Raw genomic sequence first — 15,851 nt, 5'->3', positions numbered from 1 at the left:
TTCGTAACGTTTGTCATCCTATATTGCAGGCCAATACCAATAAAATAATGCAAAAAGGCACAGTTAAATTTTTCAATGAAACCAAAGGTTATGGTTTCATTAAGCCGGAGAACGGCGGTGAGGATATCTTTGTTCACGCTTCTGGTTTGATCGACCAAATCCGTGAAAACGATCAGGTTAAGTTCGAAGTAGAGCGCGGAAAAAAAGGCGTTAATGCCGTTAACGTTGAACTCGTTTAATCTTTCGATATAGCTCTTCCGATGAAAACACGCCTCCGGCGTGTTTTTCTTTTTTTGCAGCATACCACTGCGCACATTGTAGTGCCACTTTCCTAAAACGCCCCCACCATTTCGCTTAATATGCTTACCAACAACCAATTAACCGCCTCCTTTTCTTTCTTCTGCTACTACGAAAGTGGAACGATTCCTGACCGGAAGCCCCTTACTTTTGTCAGGCTATAATCCCATTATTTATAGCGATACTTCAGTTTCGTATTTTCTTAACTACACAAGGGTGCATAGCACTTTGTGGTCCGGACTCAATGCAACGATCTTTACTCTTTTTCGTCGGCTGGCTGTTTGTACTTGTACAGGCATCGGCCCAGGTTATCACCACACAACCTGCCTTCCCCACAGCAGATCAGGAAGTCACACTTATTGTCGATCTCAGACAGGCTAAAGACGGCCGCGCCGCAGGGCTGCTGGGCAAAACCAATGATGTTTACCTTTGGTCAGGTGCGGGCAGTACTGAAACCAATCCATGGGAGTTTGCACCAACCGGACAGACGGATTTCAGCAAGCCGTATGAACCTGGCCGTATGACGGCCTTAGGCAACGACCGGTGGCAGATTAAGCTGACACCGCGCACCTATTTCAACGTTCCGGCCGCCAAAACGGTTAAGCGGCTGGGGGTTGTTATCAAAAGCGGGGACGGCCGGTTTCAGACTGAAGACCTGTTTGTGTCTGTTTATGAAAACAAATTATCGGTAATTTTCACAAAACCGGCAGAGCAGCGTTTTTTTGTGGAAGCTAACAGCGTCATTGATATTCAGGCTATTGCCTCCCAAAAAGCAAACTTTACCATTACACGGCAAGGCACAACTATTTTTACCGCCTCTAACCGGGATACCGTCAGCTTTTCCTTTTCGGCCGGTAACCTTGCGAATACGGTTTTCCCCGTCATTGTACAGGCAAAAACTGCCACCGAAACAGCGGCTGATACCTTTTTCTACAGCATCCGGCCGCAACCGAAAATCGCCGATTTACCGGCCGGCGTCAAAGATGGCATCAACTACCTTGCCGCCGACCGCGTTATCCTGTCGTTTTTCGCGCCTGAAAAACAGTTTGTTCACGTTATCGGTGAATTTAATAACTGGACGTATAGCCCGGCTTACCTCATGAACCGCACGCCGGACGGCAACCGCTATTGGATCGAACTGGGCAGCCTGCCCGCCGGTCAGGAGGTGGCATACCAGTACCTGGTTAACGGTACACTCGCCGTGGCGGATCCGTATGCTGACAAGATACTCGACCCCAATAACGATAAATACATTTCATCAACAACCTATCCGAACCTGAAGGCCTATCCGCAGGGCGCTCAGGGGATTGTCTCGGTATTACAGACCAATCAGACGCCGTATGTCTGGAAGACCGCCAGCTTCCAGCGCCCTGACCCGAAAAAGATGGTCGTTTACGAGCTGCTCGTCCGCGATTTCTCATCGAACCGTTCTTATAAAACACTGACTGACAGCCTTTCCTACCTGAAACGGCTGGGCGTAAACGTCATTGAACTAATGCCCGTTATGGAGTTTTCGGGCAATGATTCATGGGGCTACAATCCGATTTTCTACTTCGCACCGGATAAAGCCTACGGAACCAAAGACGACCTCAAACGCTTTGTTGACGCCTGCCACAGCAACGGCATTGCCGTAGTGCTTGACATGGTATTAAACCAGGCAGATTATGAGTTTCCGTACGTAAAAATGTACTGGAACAACGACCGTCCGGCGGCCAACAACCCGTTTTTCAACCAGCAGGCTACTCACCCGTTCAGCGTTTTCTTTGATTTTAATCACGAAAGCACAGCAACCCAAAGCCTGGTGCAACGGGTTTGCCAGTACTGGATTCAGGAGTTTAAATTTGACGGCTACCGCTTCGACCTCTCCAAAGGGTTTACGCAGAAAAATACCGGCAATGATGTTAACGCCTGGGGTACCTACGATGCCAGCCGTGTAGCCATCTGGAAACGGATTTATGACCAGATCCGTAGCTATGATAAAACCGCGTATGTCATTCTTGAACACTTTGCTGATAATCAGGAAGAAAAAGAGCTGGCTAATTACGGTATGATGCTGTGGGGTAACCATAATTACGATTTCCGCGGTGCTGCCCGTGGTCAGGGTGGTAATTTCGAAGGCATTTCGTACCAAAAACGGGGCTTTACAAACCCGAATCTGATTGGCTACGCCGAAAGCCACGATGAAGAGCGGATTATGTTTGATCTGGAGCAAAACGGCATTATTGACGGCAGTTACAACATTAAAACCGTAGCCACAGCCCTGGAACGGTCGAAACTGGCAGCGGCCTTTCTGCTCTCAGTGCCTGGCCCGAAACTGATCTGGCAGTTCGGCGAACTGGGGTATGACCTGTCGATCAATGCCTGTTCGGACGGAACAACGATCTCAAATGACTGCCGCACCTCCGCCAAACCTGTCCGCTGGAATTATGCGCAGGACGCTCAACGGCTCAAACTTTACAAAACCTACAGCGAGTTTATCAAGCTGAAACAAAGCCTGCCGGCATTTTCATCCACCGATTTTACGATGGATTTCAGCACCACAATCAAGCGGCTGACGTTGCCGCATGTGAGTGGCAGTGCCTTTCTGATCGGCAACTTTGAAACCCGCAGCCAGACAGTGAAGGCCGGTTTTCCATCGGGCGGTATCTGGTATCACTATTTTACGGGGCAGGAAATCAATGTTCAGGACCCGAACATGACACTGGTCCTTGAGCCGGGTGCGTTCCACTTGTTTACGCAAACCAAACTGCCCGCCCCTGAATCAGGTATCGTGCCCTTTACACTTACCGCAAGCCTGATTACGGCCGTACCAGAAGAGCTGCAACTCGACCTGCAGCTTGCTCCCAACCCAACGACCGATGAAATTATACTGAACCTGACAAACGGGTATCGCGGGCCGGTCACCATCACGCTGATCGATATGCAGGGCCGCGAGGTGGTGGCAAAGCAGGCGCAGAAAAACAGCCCGCAACTCCGGCAGCCAATCTCAACCCGATCACTGCCCGCAGCAACCTATCTGATCCGGGTAACACAAGGCGACCAGCAGGCAGTGAAGCGATTTGTCAAAGAATAGTTTGCGATTGAGCGAATGAGTGATTGAGTGATATACCAACGCAAAAGGGAATATACAACCACCACCTTTTGCCAGTCTATCTATAAGTAAGCCGCATCTTTCTCACCCATTCGCTCAATCACTCATTCATCACTAATTTCCCAGGTGCCACTTTCCTAAAACGCTCCTAAATAGACTGGACAAATTCCTGAAAAACAATAGTTTAAAATTTTTTAGCGATAAAATACCATTCCTTCTAAAGTGGAACGACTGACCCACATCAGTCCTTTACCTTTGCATCATTGAAATAGGGCTTTTGTTATCCTTTTTTGAACAAAAGAACCTTGGCTCATTTTCTTAACATACTAGTTTCGTACACTCTACTCATGATGAAACAACATTACAAGCCTTTCCGGCAAGTGGATGTTAACCGTCGTTTCCGGCGGTTGTCGTCATTGATGATGCTGTTTGTTTTCGGACTGCTCAGCATGGCAGCAATGGCGCAGGATGTTACCATCACCGGTACCATCCGCGAAAAAGACGGTGCTCTTCTACCAGGCGCCAATATCGTTGTAAAAGGTACAACCCGTGGAACGCAATCAGACGTTAACGGCGCCTACAAACTCATCGTTCCGGCTAATTCCACGCTTATCTATAGCTTTGTTGGTAAAAACCCGCAGGAAGTAGTTGTCGGTAGCCGGACGTCGATTGACGTAACGCTGGAAGACGATGCCAAGTCGCTTACGGAAGTGGTCGTTATCGGTTATGGTACACAGCGGAAGAAAGACCTGACCGGTTCCGTAGTAGCCGTCACGTCGAAGGATTTCGTGCAGGGACAGATTACTAACCCGGAACAGCTGGTAGCCGGTAAGGTAGCCGGTGTGCAGATCACCTCAAACGGTGGTGCCCCGGGCTCGGGCAGCCAGATCCGTATCCGCGGCGGTTCGTCACTGAACGCCAACAACGATCCTTTGATCGTCATCGACGGCGTACCGGTTGACAACAACAGCATTTCGGGCTCGCCAAACCCGCTGAGCATGATTAACCCGAACGACATTGAAACCATGACGGTCCTGAAAGATGCGTCGGCCACGGCGATCTATGGTTCACGGGCGTCGAACGGGGTTATCCTGATCACGACCAAAAAAGGCGTAAAAGGTGACCGGATCCGGTTTAACTTCAGCTCACAGGAATCGCTGTCGAAAAACTATAAGCAGTTGAATGTATTGTCGGCTGACGATTTCCGCGCGCTGGTCAACAGCAAAGGCACGGCCGCTCAAAAAGCGCTGATGGGTAAGGAAAGCACCAACTGGCAGGATGCTATTTTCCAGACCGGTTTCACCCACGACAATAACCTGAGCGCAACCGGTTCACTGGCGGGCATGCCGTTCCGGGCATCAGTCGGGTACCTGGGGCAGAAAGGTATTCTGAAAACGTCAGATCTGGGCCGTACATCCGGCTCACTGGGCATTTCGCCGATGTTATTCAACAACCACCTGCGCATCGACGTAAACCTGAAAGGTACCATCGCTAACAGCCGTTTCGCCGATCAGGGTGCAATCGGCGCAGCCGCCTTCTTCGACCCAACGCAGCCAATCTACAGCGGAAACAACAATTTCGGCGGTTATTTCGAATGGCTGGACCCATCAACCAAGCTCCCGAACACACTGGCGACGAAAAACCCGGTCGCTATGCTGGACCTGAAACAGGACAAAAGCACGGTAAAGCGCAGCATCGGTAACGCCCAGTTTGATTATAAATTCCACTTCCTGCCGGAATTGCGCGCCAACCTTAACCTGGGTTACGACGTTTCGTCAAGCGAAGGCACAATTTATATCCCTACGTTTGCCGGGCTCCAGTATGCCCGTAAAGGCACAAACAACCAGTATTCGCAGACGAAGTCCAACAAACTGTTAGAGTTTTACCTGAACTATACCAAAGACCTGCGGAGCATTGCCAGCCGGATCGAAGTATTAGGCGGTTACTCGTACCAGGACTTTATGCGCGAAAGCCCGGCTTACCCGGACGTGAACGCCGAAAACGTGGTGATCAGCCCGGCCGGTATTCCGTTCAAGACCCAGAATACGCTGGTGTCGTTCTATGGCCGTGCTAACTACACCCTGAAAGACCGCTATCTGGTGACGTTTACGTTACGTAACGACGGTTCGTCACGGTTCAGTCCGAGCACCCGCTGGGGTCTGTTCCCGTCGGCCGCCTTTGCCTGGAAAATCAAGGAAGAATCGTTCCTGCGTAACTCAACCGTTATTCAGGACCTGAAACTGCGCTTAGGTTACGGGGTAACCGGTCAGCAGGATGTCGGTAGCGACTACCCGTATCTGGCCCGCTACACCTACGGACAAAGCACCGCCCAGTACCAGTTCGGCAATGGCTTTTTCCAGACCCTGCGTCCGGAAGGCTACGACGCCAACCTGCGCTGGGAGTCAACGACTACCTACAACGCCGGTCTTGACTTCTCCCTGTTCAAAGGCAAACTCAGCGGTACGATTGATGTGTACCAGAAAAAGACCAAAGACCTGCTGAGCGTAATTCCGGTTCCGGCGGGGTCTAACCTGACCAACCGTATCCTGACGAACGTGGGTAACCTCGAAAACCGTGGTATTGAATTAGGGCTGAACGCAACGCCGGTATCAACGGAGAAGTTTACGTGGGATGCCAACTTCAACATTACCTATAACGAGAACAAAATCACAAACCTGACCAAAGTACCGACACCGAACGATCCGGGCGTACTGATTGGTGGTATCTCCGGTGGTGTAGGTAATACGGTACAGATTCATACAGTGGGCTACCCGACGTTTGCCTATTACCTCTACAAGCAGGTATATGACACGAACGGCAAACCGATTGAAGGTCTGTACGTAGATCAGGACGCAAACGGCATCCTGACGCTTGGTGATCGCTACCGCTACAAATCACCGAATCCGAAAGTATACCTGGGCTTTAGCTCAAACTTTACGATGGACAAGTTTTCGGTAGCGTTTACACTGCGCGGCAACATCGGCAACTACGTGTATAATAACATCAACTCGGGTGCCGGTGCGTTGCAGAACGTCTTCAATACAAACAACTACCTGTCGAACGTATCGTCGAGTGTGTTGTCGACCAACTTCCAGACGAACCAGTATTTCAGCGATTACTATCTGGAAAACGCTTCGTTCCTACGTATGGAAAACCTGACTGTGGGTTATAACGTGTACCAGTCTAAGCTGGCAAGCGCACGCCTGACAGCCGCGGCTCAGAACCTGTTTGTGCTGACAAAATACTCAGGTCTGGATCCTGAGATTCCGGGTGGTATTGACAACAACTTCTATCCCCGCCCCCGTACCTTAACGCTTGGATTGAACGTAAGTTTCTAACCATAAACTAATCCGTCAGAAGAGTTTGACGTTTGCCGGCCCCGCAACAAGAGGTGAATAGGCAACAACTTTTATTGGGTAGGCTCCGGCAAACGACTCAAACTCTTCTGACCTGTTTTTTAGAACACGATGAAAGCATTCGGATTAAAACATATTTCTGCACTGGGCATCATGACGGCAATGCTGACCGTTTCGTCCTGTGTACAAGACCTTGACCGTCAACCGTTCTACGACGTTACGTCGGCAACGGTTTATAATGACCCGGCCAATTACAAGAAGATTCTGGCGAAGGTATATGCAGGTCTGGCCGTAAGCGGTCAGCAGGGCCCGGCCGGTCAGCCGGACATCAGCGGTATCGACGAAGGTTTTTCGACCTACCTGCGCCAGTACTGGAAAGCGCAGGAGCTGCCAACCGACGAAGCCGTGATCGGCTGGAACGATGGTAGCTTACCGGATTACCACCGGATGACCTGGACATCAAGCAACGAGTTTATCGCCGCGATGTACAACCGTCTGTATTACCAGATTGCGCTTTGCAACGAGTTCATCCGCGAAACAAGCGACGAGAAGCTCAGCAGCCGGGGCATTAGTGGCACCACCGCTACCGATGCTAAAGCCTATCGCGCCGAGGTTCGTTTCCTGCGCGCGCTGAGCTACTACCACGCACTCGACATGTTCGGCAATGTGCCGTTCGTGACTGAAAACGATGCCGTTGGTTCATTCCTACCGAAGCAGACAACCCGCGCCGAACTCTTCAATTATGTTGAGTCGGAGCTGAAAGCTATTGAAAATGATCTGGTAGCTGCCCGTCAGAACGAGTATGGCCGCGCTGACAAAGCCGCCGCCTGGACATTGCTGACAAAACTGTATCTGAATGCACAGGTCTATATCGGCCAGGCAAAATATACGGAGGCCATCACCTATGCCAGCAAGGTAATCGGAGCCGGTTATACCCTGGATCCGGAATACCGCAAGCTGTTTCTGGCCGACAACAACAAATCACCGGAAATGATTTTCCCGGTAACCTTCGATGGCCAGAATACAAAGACCTACGGGGGTATGACCTTCCTCGTACACGCACCGGTTGGCGGTTCGATGAATCCGGCTGATTTCGGTATCAACGGTGGCTGGGGTGGTGTCCGTACGACAAAAAACATCGTAAACCTGTTCAGCGATCCGTCGGGCAAAACCGACAAGCGGGCCATGTTCTATACAACAGGTCAAAACCTCGAAATCGCCGATATTTCGACGTTTACGGATGGTTATGCCATTACGAAATATAAAAACATTACCTCGGGCGGTGCCAAAGGCTCTGACCTGACCGGCGACTTTGTCGATACGGACTTCCCGCTGTTCCGGCTTGCCGATGTCTACCTGATGTATGCCGAAGCCGTTGTTCGCGGTGGCTCAGGCGGAACAACCGCACAGGCATTGCAGTATGTAAACGCACTGCGTCAGCGGGCGTATGGCAACGCGACCGGCAACGTTACGGCCTTGACACTTGACTTTATCCTGCAGGAGCGCGCCCGTGAACTGTACTGGGAAGGCCACCGTCGTACTGACCTCATCCGGTTCGGTAAGTTTACGGATGCCAGCTACGTATGGCCATGGAAAGGCAACGTAAAAGACGGTAAAGGTGTCGCCGACAACCTGAATCTGTTCCCGATTCCGGCAACCGACATTGTTGCCAATCCAAACCTGAAGCAAAATTCCGGATATTAAGCTATCGTGCTCAGCCTGCCGGACGTCCCTCCCGCAGGCTGAGACCAACCCATTATAGATCGCCATGAAGTTCAAAAAATTACTCTTATTGGTGGCCGCATTGCCCGTGCTGTGGTCATGCGAAAAAGACGAAATCAAAGCCACGCTGAACCCGGGCGTTGTGCCGGTAATTTCAGTATCGTCGCAAAGCGTCGTCCTGACGAAAGAAAATGCCGCTCAGGACGTACTGACCGTAAAATGGAGTCAGCCGGATTACGGGTTTCAGGCAGCATCGGCCTACACGGTACTGGTCGACAAAAAAGGCGGAGATTTCACTAACGCCGTCAGCTTTGCCGTCGGCAGCAATCTCCAGAAAGTATTCAAAGCATCAGAACTGAATCCGGCACTGTTGAAGCTGGGTCTGAAAGCGGCTACTGCCGGTGATATCGACATCCGCGTACAGTCGGTACTGGGACCTAAAACAACGCTGTCGTCAGCGATCAGCTCGATTAAAGCAACGCCTTACCTCGACAAGCTGGATCTGAGCTCGAACTGGGGCGTAGTCGGCAGTGCGACGACCAACGGCTGGAACGGGCCCGATATGCCATTCTATAAGTCAGACAAAGCCAATGTGTATGTGGCTTATGTGTATCTGGCGGTCGGCGAAATCAAAATCCGGCAGGATAACAAGTGGGACGTTAATTACGGCGACGACGGCGCTAACGGAACCCTTGAAGCAGGCGGCGCCAACATTGCGGTGAAAACAGCCGGCAACTACAAGATTACGTTCGATCAGGGTGCGCTGAAGTACACGATTGAGAAGTACGCATGGGGTATTGTCGGCAGTGCCACGCCAAGCGGCTGGGCCGCACCGGACGTACCGTTCTTCTACGATCCTTCCTCGGATCAGTGGCGGGCCATTGCTACACTGAAAGACGGTGAGATTAAATTCCGTCAAAACGAAGACTGGGCCGTTAACTACGGCGATACCAAGGCTGATGGCGTACTGGATGCCGGTGGTGACAATATCGTGGTGAAGGCCGGAACGTACCTGATCACCGTTGATTTCAAAACGCTGAAATACACCATCGAAGCCTATAAGGTATGGGGTATTGTGGGCAGCGCCACCGCGACCGGCTGGAATGGGCCTGATGCGAAATTCAAACCGGATTTTGCCAATGACGGCATCTGGACCCTGACAGGTATCAAACTGGTTGACGGCGAGATTAAATTCCGTCAGAACGATGCGTGGGATGTGAACTACGGGGATACCAAAGCAGACGGTATCCTAGACGCCGGTGGTGATAATATTGTTGTAAAAGCCGGCACGTATGACATCACCCTTGATTTTTCAATTGCAAGCAAACCTACCTATAAACTAACTAAGAAGTAACCTGCTTCTTAGGCCGGGTGGGGGCTTTCGGGCCTCCACCCGTTTTTATTAATCACCTCTCTCTCACTTTCCCGCCCTGTTACCTGCCGGCCCGCACGGGCTCCGGACAGGTGTCTACACTCTTTTAAGCATCCACCGCAACAGAATGGCACCCTAACTTTATTTCATTATGCGTAAGGTTTATTTCTGGATTTGCTGCTTACTATGCGCCCTCAGCCTGACTGCTCATGCACAACAGGTTATGCTACAGGGGTTTTACTGGGATTATCCTAAAACAGGTCAGGGCTTCAATTGGTCAGATACCTTGCGGCTGAAGGCACAGAACCTTGGGCAGGCTGGCTTTACCCACGTATGGTATCCCCCGTTTGCCGGAAACGGCAATAAAAGCGGTGGATACGATCCGAAAGATTTGTTTATCGGCCCGTCACAGACCTCACTCGGTACACTCCCGCAAATCACGGACATGGTTAATTCCTTCACTGCCAACGGCATTACACCCGTCGCAGACATGGTTTATAATCACCGCGACGGAGGCCGGCCGGAGAATAACCCTGCCGTTAAGGAGTATATGCTGAATTACGCCGGTGCCAACAATGGCAGCTGTAATTACGGTGACAACAACACGACCCAAACAACCAGCTATAAACAGCCCTTCCCCTCTGACCGCGTCAGAATGGTGGTGCCTGTTGGCGGATCAACCGGCCTTGGGGCAGGGCATTACTACATCAATATCAACTCGCGGTCAAGCGGTTATGTGGGACAGCGGTATCTGTTGTATATCACGACCAACAAAGCAGGCGGCGGCTCGGCCTGGGACTTTGCCAGCGGCTGTAACCCCTCAGCAGCAGCCACATCCATAAATGCCCCTAACGGCACCTATTCAGCCGGTTTACGGCAGGGCTACTGGGTGGAAATGAACAACAACAAAACTGAGTTTGATCTGAATCTGCAAGCCACTGATTTTAACGCCGACGGCGACAGTTTGTTTATTCAGGCGGTCAACCTGTGCGGCAACTACACCGATCACCGCATCTGGAAAATCTGGTACGGTGCCGGCAACTACGACATTGCCGATCAGGGGGCTCAGAACGGTGCTAACTATAGGCTGCTGTTTCAGACCTATACCGATTTCAGCGGATTACCCAGCAAACGCGGCGGTCTCAACTGGAACGCGTTCCGCCCGAACTGGAACGCCCAGAACGTAGCCGCGACAAACGGCAGCGGCTATCACGACGTCAGCAAAGGCGGTTACGGTTTCGGTGGCGCTACCGGCACCTGTCTTGGGCCCGCCTGGAGTCAGCAAAGTATGGACTATTTTAACGACTACGATCACTCGCAGTCGAGCGGACGCGATACGCTGATTGCCTGGACAAAGTGGGCCTATGACAAACTTGGATCAAAAGGATTACGGATGGATGCCGTTAAACACTTCGACCCTAAGTTTGTCGCCGATATGCTCAGCAGCATGTATACCAGCGGCCGCACGCCGAATCTGGTCGTTGGGGAATGGTACGGCGAAAACCTGAACGAACTACAGGGCTGGGTCACTAATGTATCCTCCCACCTGAACCTGCTTAACCCGTCGGCAGCCAGTGCCATTCCGGTTAAGGTGTTCGACTTCTCCCTGCGCCGCGCGCTGAAAGATGCGATTGACAACGGCGCCAATGCGCGGCAGGTTTATTTCTCGGGCCTGCGGGACGGTAAAGGTATGTCAGGCTTTAACATTATGACGTTCCTGAACAACCATGATTTCCGGTCGTCGAACTCGTCATATGGTGATGCGCTGGTGCACACCAACCCCATACTTGGCTACGCTTATCTGCTAACGAACAACCAGTTGGGCGTTCCTACAGTATTCTACCCCGATTATTACGGCTATCCGGCACGGAACTCGACATTTGGTACGGATTCTTACCCCTTCGATTACCATCCGACCGGCCTGCGTCCGATGAAAAAAGAAATTGACCAGCTAATGCTGGTGCTGAAACGATACATTACCGGCTCACAGGCCGTTAGTTATCTGAATCACTACGGCGGAACCGGCAACGCCCCGACCTCGCCAACCAATTTTATCAGCGGGGATTACAACCGGTGTTTGATTTATCAGCTGAACGGTACGGGAGCCGCCGGTGGCAAAGACGTCATTGTGGCCATTAATTTTGACTCAAACCCGCTGAAGGTTGATCATGCCATTGCGGCTCAGAACGGCATTAGCAGCGGTACCCGTTTTCTGGATGTACTGGGTCGCTCGGCCTTTCCGTTCGGTGTGGTCGACAACCAGAACCGGATGTATATCGAGCTGCCAGCGAAAAGTTATTCGGTCTGGGTACGGGATGCCACTCCCCTGTCGGCAACGCTGGCATCTGCCCCCGCCAATGCGACCATCTGCCCTGGTCAATCAGCGACGTTGACCATCAATACCGTTGGCGGTACGGCCCCCTACAGCTATTCATTTTCATCGAATGCAACCGCCACCAGCAGCAGCAGTGTTGTATCGGCGACGGCAAGCGGCACTTACTCGGTTACGGTCACAGATGCTCTCGGCCTGACAACCGTTGCTTCTGTTGACATTGCCCGGTACAGTGTTTCTGCCTTGACCCTGAGCAACAACACGCCGGTTTGTGCCGGCACACCGGTATCGCTATCAGCAAGCACCGGATTCAGCAGCTACACCTTTACCAGTAATAATACCAGCAACAGCGGCAATACACCTGTATTTACCCAAAGTCTGTCAGCGGGCATCTATGCCTATACAGTCACCACAACAGACGCCAATGGTTGTACAGCTGTCAGCAATGCATCTTCCGTTACGGTCAATGCACTGCCGGCTACCTCGCTGAGCGCCATTGGCAGCGGCCTGATTACCTGTGCCGCCCCGGCCACACTAGTAGCCTCCGGCGCCAGCAGTTATACACTCGCGGGCCCAAATAATTACAGTCTGACCCAAAACGCGGCAGAATTCATCGTCACTTCGGCAGGTGTTTATACGTTAACCGGTCAGAATTCAGCAGGTTGCCTGACCAGCGCGACGCTTTCTGTTTCCGAAGACAAGACCCCGCCAGCGGTCAGCATCAGCCCGTCGGCCCTCACCCTGACCTGCACCAGTCCGACGGCCTCGCTGTCAATCAATGGTACAGGCACCATACGGTGGGACAATGCCTCTACGGACGTCACCCGCACGGTCAGCACATCAGGTACTTATTCAGTCACGCTCACCGCCGCCAACGGTTGCACCAATACCGCCAGTGTGACCATTGCTGCCGATCAGGGAGCACCAACGGTCAGCATCAGCCCGTCGGCCCTCACCCTGACCTGCGCCAGCCCGACGGCCTCACTGTCAATTAACGGAACCGGCACCATCCTGTGGGACAATGTGTCAACGGACGTCACCCGCACGGTCAGCACATCAGGCACTTACTCGGTCACGCTCACCGCCGCCAACAACTGCACGAACATCGCCAGTATTCAGGTTTCAGAAGATAAAACGGCTCCTTTAGCCGGTATTTCCGGCAGCACATCGCTCTGCCTTGGTCAGTCCACAACCCTTACGGCAACCGGTACCGGTACATTCCGCTGGGATGACAACTCCGGCAATCCGGTGCGCGCCGTAAACCCCTCGACTGATACTCCGTACAGTGTTACACTGACGGGAGCAAACGGATGTTCGGCAACAGCAGGGCTTAGCGTCAGTGTCATCGCCGTACCGATGGTCAGCATTTCACCGGCCAATACAACGGTGGGTGTTGGTCAGAGTGTAACCTTGACGGCGGCGACTGCCAACACCTACCTGTGGTCAACGCAGGAGACGACCCCGCAAATTTCAGTATCGTCAGCCACGGCTGGCTCAGCAACGTACTCTGTAACAGGCACATCTGCCGGTTGCTCGGCCACTGCTACGGCGACTGTTTCTTACACGGGTACGCTCCCCTGCAACCGGGCAGCAGCAGTGCAGGTAAGCCAAAACGGCTGGATGTGTAACGGCAGCGGGCAGGTTTCGCTCTCAGCCACCGGACCGGGAAGCTACACCCTGACCGGCCCGAACGGAACCCAGCCGATGCCAAACGGAACGGCAACGGTCAGCCAGGCCGGTACTTATACCATTGTCACAATGAATGGCGGCTGTCCGGAAATCAGTACCGTTACGATTGCCCCGACAACACAGTCGCCGGTAGTGTCAAGCCTGACGCTGACCAGTCCGTTAAGCAGCAACACGTGCTCAGCAAAAATTACGGGGCTGGCCACGGGTACCAACTTTGTATTCACCGGACCGAACGGCTATGTATTCAGTAATGTTTATCGCGATCCGCTGACAACCAATGCCTTTGCGCTGGATGTCCGCCAGCCCGGCACCTACGTGCTTACCACTTACCTCGGCGGCTGTTCGGTTACCAATTCCATTGTTGTCACCGGCACCGCTTGTCCATAACAAACCGGCAGTCCGGCGATGGAGACGGACTGCCCCTTTTTATTTGTATGAAACGTTTCATTCTCTCTCTTTTCGCCGGCGCACTGGCCATTGGTCAGGCAGCTTATGCACAACCTAAAACGCCTAAGGTTTGCTACGAGATTTTTGTCCGCTCCTTTGCCGATTCAAACGGTGACGGCCTTGGCGATCTCAATGGCATTACTGCCAAACTGGATTACCTGAAAAACCTCGGCGTTGATGCACTCTGGCTGACCCCAATCAGCAAATCGCCTACGTATCACAAGTACGATGTGGTTGATTACAAGTCTATTGATCCGGAATATGGCACGCTGGACGATTACAAACGACTGATTCAGGAAGCTCACAAACGGGGCATTCTGGTGTTTAAGGATTTCGTCATCAACCATTCGAGTAGTGAGCACCCGTGGTTTGTGTCAGCAAAGGGCTCAAAAACAAGCCCGTACCGCAACTACTACAACTGGTTGCCACCCAAAACCATTGACTCGCTGGGAATCGCCACCCGCGAGGCGGCCGGCGGCTCGTGGGAGCTTACCCCCTGGCACTTTGCCAATAAGGGTGACGACGAAAAATACTACGGCCTCTTCACGGGAATGATGCCCGACCTGAACTACGATAACCCGAAGCTCCGGCGAGAAATCTACGAAATCGGTAAGTGGTGGCTGCAGGACATCGGTGTCGACGGCTTCCGGCTCGATGCGGCCAAGCACATTTACCCGGATTGGGAAGCCCCGAAATCACATGCGTTCTGGCAGGAATTTTACAAGGAAATGGCGAGTGTAAAGCCCGAAGTGTACCTCATCGGCGAAGTATGGACTACGCCGGATAAGGTAGCGCCTTACTTCAAAGGATTACCGGCGAACTTCAACATTGACGCCCACCTCAAACTGCACGAGATTCTGAAAACGGGTAATGAGCGGGGATTCATCAAAAAGCTGATCAGCGACTACAAAACCTATGCGGCAGCCAACCCGAACTTTATCGACGCCCCGATTCTGAGCAATCACGATGGTACTCGGATCGGTACGGTTGTCGGCGGCGACATCAATAAAATGAAGGCGGCGGCCAATTTGCTGCTTACCCTGCCGGGCGAACCGTATCTGTACTACGGCGAAGAAATCGGGATGCTGGGCGAAAAACCGGATGAATTCCTGCGCGAGCCGTTCCTCTGGACAGCACAGGCTACAGACAAAAGCCGGCCTACCTGGGAAAAGCCCCGCTTTTCGAACGACCAGACCGTGCGGCCGCTGAGCGTGCAGGAAGCTGATCCGAACTCGTTGTATAATCACTACAAAAAGCTGATCGCTTTCCGGAAAAGTCAGCCGGCACTGGTGCAGGTGACTCCGGTTAATCTGGCAGAATCGGGTATTGATCAGGAGGGTGTACTGTCGTTTATCCGGCCGCACCAGAAAGGGAATCTGGTGATTATCCAGAACCTGACCGGCGAAATGAAGACCATTCCCTTCTCTTCTACAACTAAATCATATAAAAAGGTGTTATTTCGGACAAATTCGGCCAACGTCGTCAAGGATGCGCTGCAGTTAGGCGCGTATGGCATGGCGGTTTTAACGAAGTAAGTTCAGAAAA

General features: G+C 52.3%; 7 protein-coding genes. All 7 read left to right on the top strand.

The features are described from left to right. Positions 1 to 47 precede the first annotated feature (47 nt). The 7 genes from AC23NW_RS12300 to AC23NW_RS12270 all read left to right on the top strand — a co-directional run bounded on the left by AC23NW_RS12300 (position 48) and on the right by AC23NW_RS12270 (position 15,841). Positions 48 to 239, top strand: a complete 192-nt coding sequence (locus AC23NW_RS12300) for a cold-shock protein (RefSeq protein ID WP_071503053.1) — start codon at positions 48 to 50, stop codon at positions 237 to 239. Between the two features lie 302 nt (positions 240 to 541). Further along, positions 542 to 3,370 carry an alpha-amylase family glycosyl hydrolase gene (locus AC23NW_RS12295; RefSeq protein WP_487449824.1) on the top strand — a complete coding sequence of 943 codons (2,829 nt, stop codon included), beginning with the start codon at positions 542 to 544 and terminating at the stop codon, positions 3,368 to 3,370. Between the two features lie 365 nt (positions 3,371 to 3,735). Continuing rightward, complete coding sequence (locus AC23NW_RS12290) at positions 3,736 to 6,726, top strand: SusC/RagA family TonB-linked outer membrane protein (RefSeq protein WP_487449822.1); 2,991 nt, start codon at positions 3,736 to 3,738, stop codon at positions 6,724 to 6,726. Between the two features lie 129 nt (positions 6,727 to 6,855). Further along, positions 6,856 to 8,448 carry a RagB/SusD family nutrient uptake outer membrane protein gene (locus AC23NW_RS12285; protein ID WP_487449820.1) on the top strand — a complete coding sequence of 531 codons (1,593 nt, stop codon included), beginning with the start codon at positions 6,856 to 6,858 and terminating at the stop codon, positions 8,446 to 8,448. Between the two features lie 64 nt (positions 8,449 to 8,512). Next, positions 8,513 to 9,820: a SusE domain-containing protein gene (locus AC23NW_RS12280; protein WP_487449819.1), complete on the top strand. Its 1,308-nt coding sequence runs from the start codon at positions 8,513 to 8,515 to the stop codon at positions 9,818 to 9,820. A gap of 169 nt (positions 9,821 to 9,989) precedes the next feature. Then, on the top strand, positions 9,990 to 14,246 hold the full coding sequence (locus AC23NW_RS12275) for a hypothetical protein (protein ID WP_487449817.1): 4,257 nt from the start codon (positions 9,990 to 9,992) through the stop codon (positions 14,244 to 14,246). A 47-nt stretch (positions 14,247 to 14,293) separates the two neighbouring features. Then, positions 14,294 to 15,841, top strand: coding sequence for an alpha-amylase family glycosyl hydrolase (locus tag AC23NW_RS12270; RefSeq protein WP_487449816.1), 1,548 nt, complete (start codon positions 14,294 to 14,296; stop codon positions 15,839 to 15,841). Positions 15,842 to 15,851: the final 10 nt, after the last annotated feature.

It is taken from the genome of Arsenicibacter sp. R0_47, from assembly GCF_057652235.1.
The sequence above is the reverse complement of the archived record's forward strand: the minus strand, read 5'-3'. Positions and strand labels throughout refer to the sequence as shown.

Coding starts and splice junctions, on each gene's coding strand:
- AC23NW_RS12300 (WP_071503053.1), top strand. CDS start 48: ATGCAAAAAGGCACAGTTAAATTTTTCAATGAAACCAAAGGTTATGGT.
- AC23NW_RS12295 (WP_487449824.1), top strand. CDS start 542: ATGCAACGATCTTTACTCTTTTTCGTCGGCTGGCTGTTTGTACTTGTA.
- AC23NW_RS12290 (WP_487449822.1), top strand. CDS start 3,736: ATGATGAAACAACATTACAAGCCTTTCCGGCAAGTGGATGTTAACCGT.
- AC23NW_RS12285 (WP_487449820.1), top strand. CDS start 6,856: ATGAAAGCATTCGGATTAAAACATATTTCTGCACTGGGCATCATGACG.
- AC23NW_RS12280 (WP_487449819.1), top strand. CDS start 8,513: ATGAAGTTCAAAAAATTACTCTTATTGGTGGCCGCATTGCCCGTGCTG.
- AC23NW_RS12275 (WP_487449817.1), top strand. CDS start 9,990: ATGCGTAAGGTTTATTTCTGGATTTGCTGCTTACTATGCGCCCTCAGC.
- AC23NW_RS12270 (WP_487449816.1), top strand. CDS start 14,294: ATGAAACGTTTCATTCTCTCTCTTTTCGCCGGCGCACTGGCCATTGGT.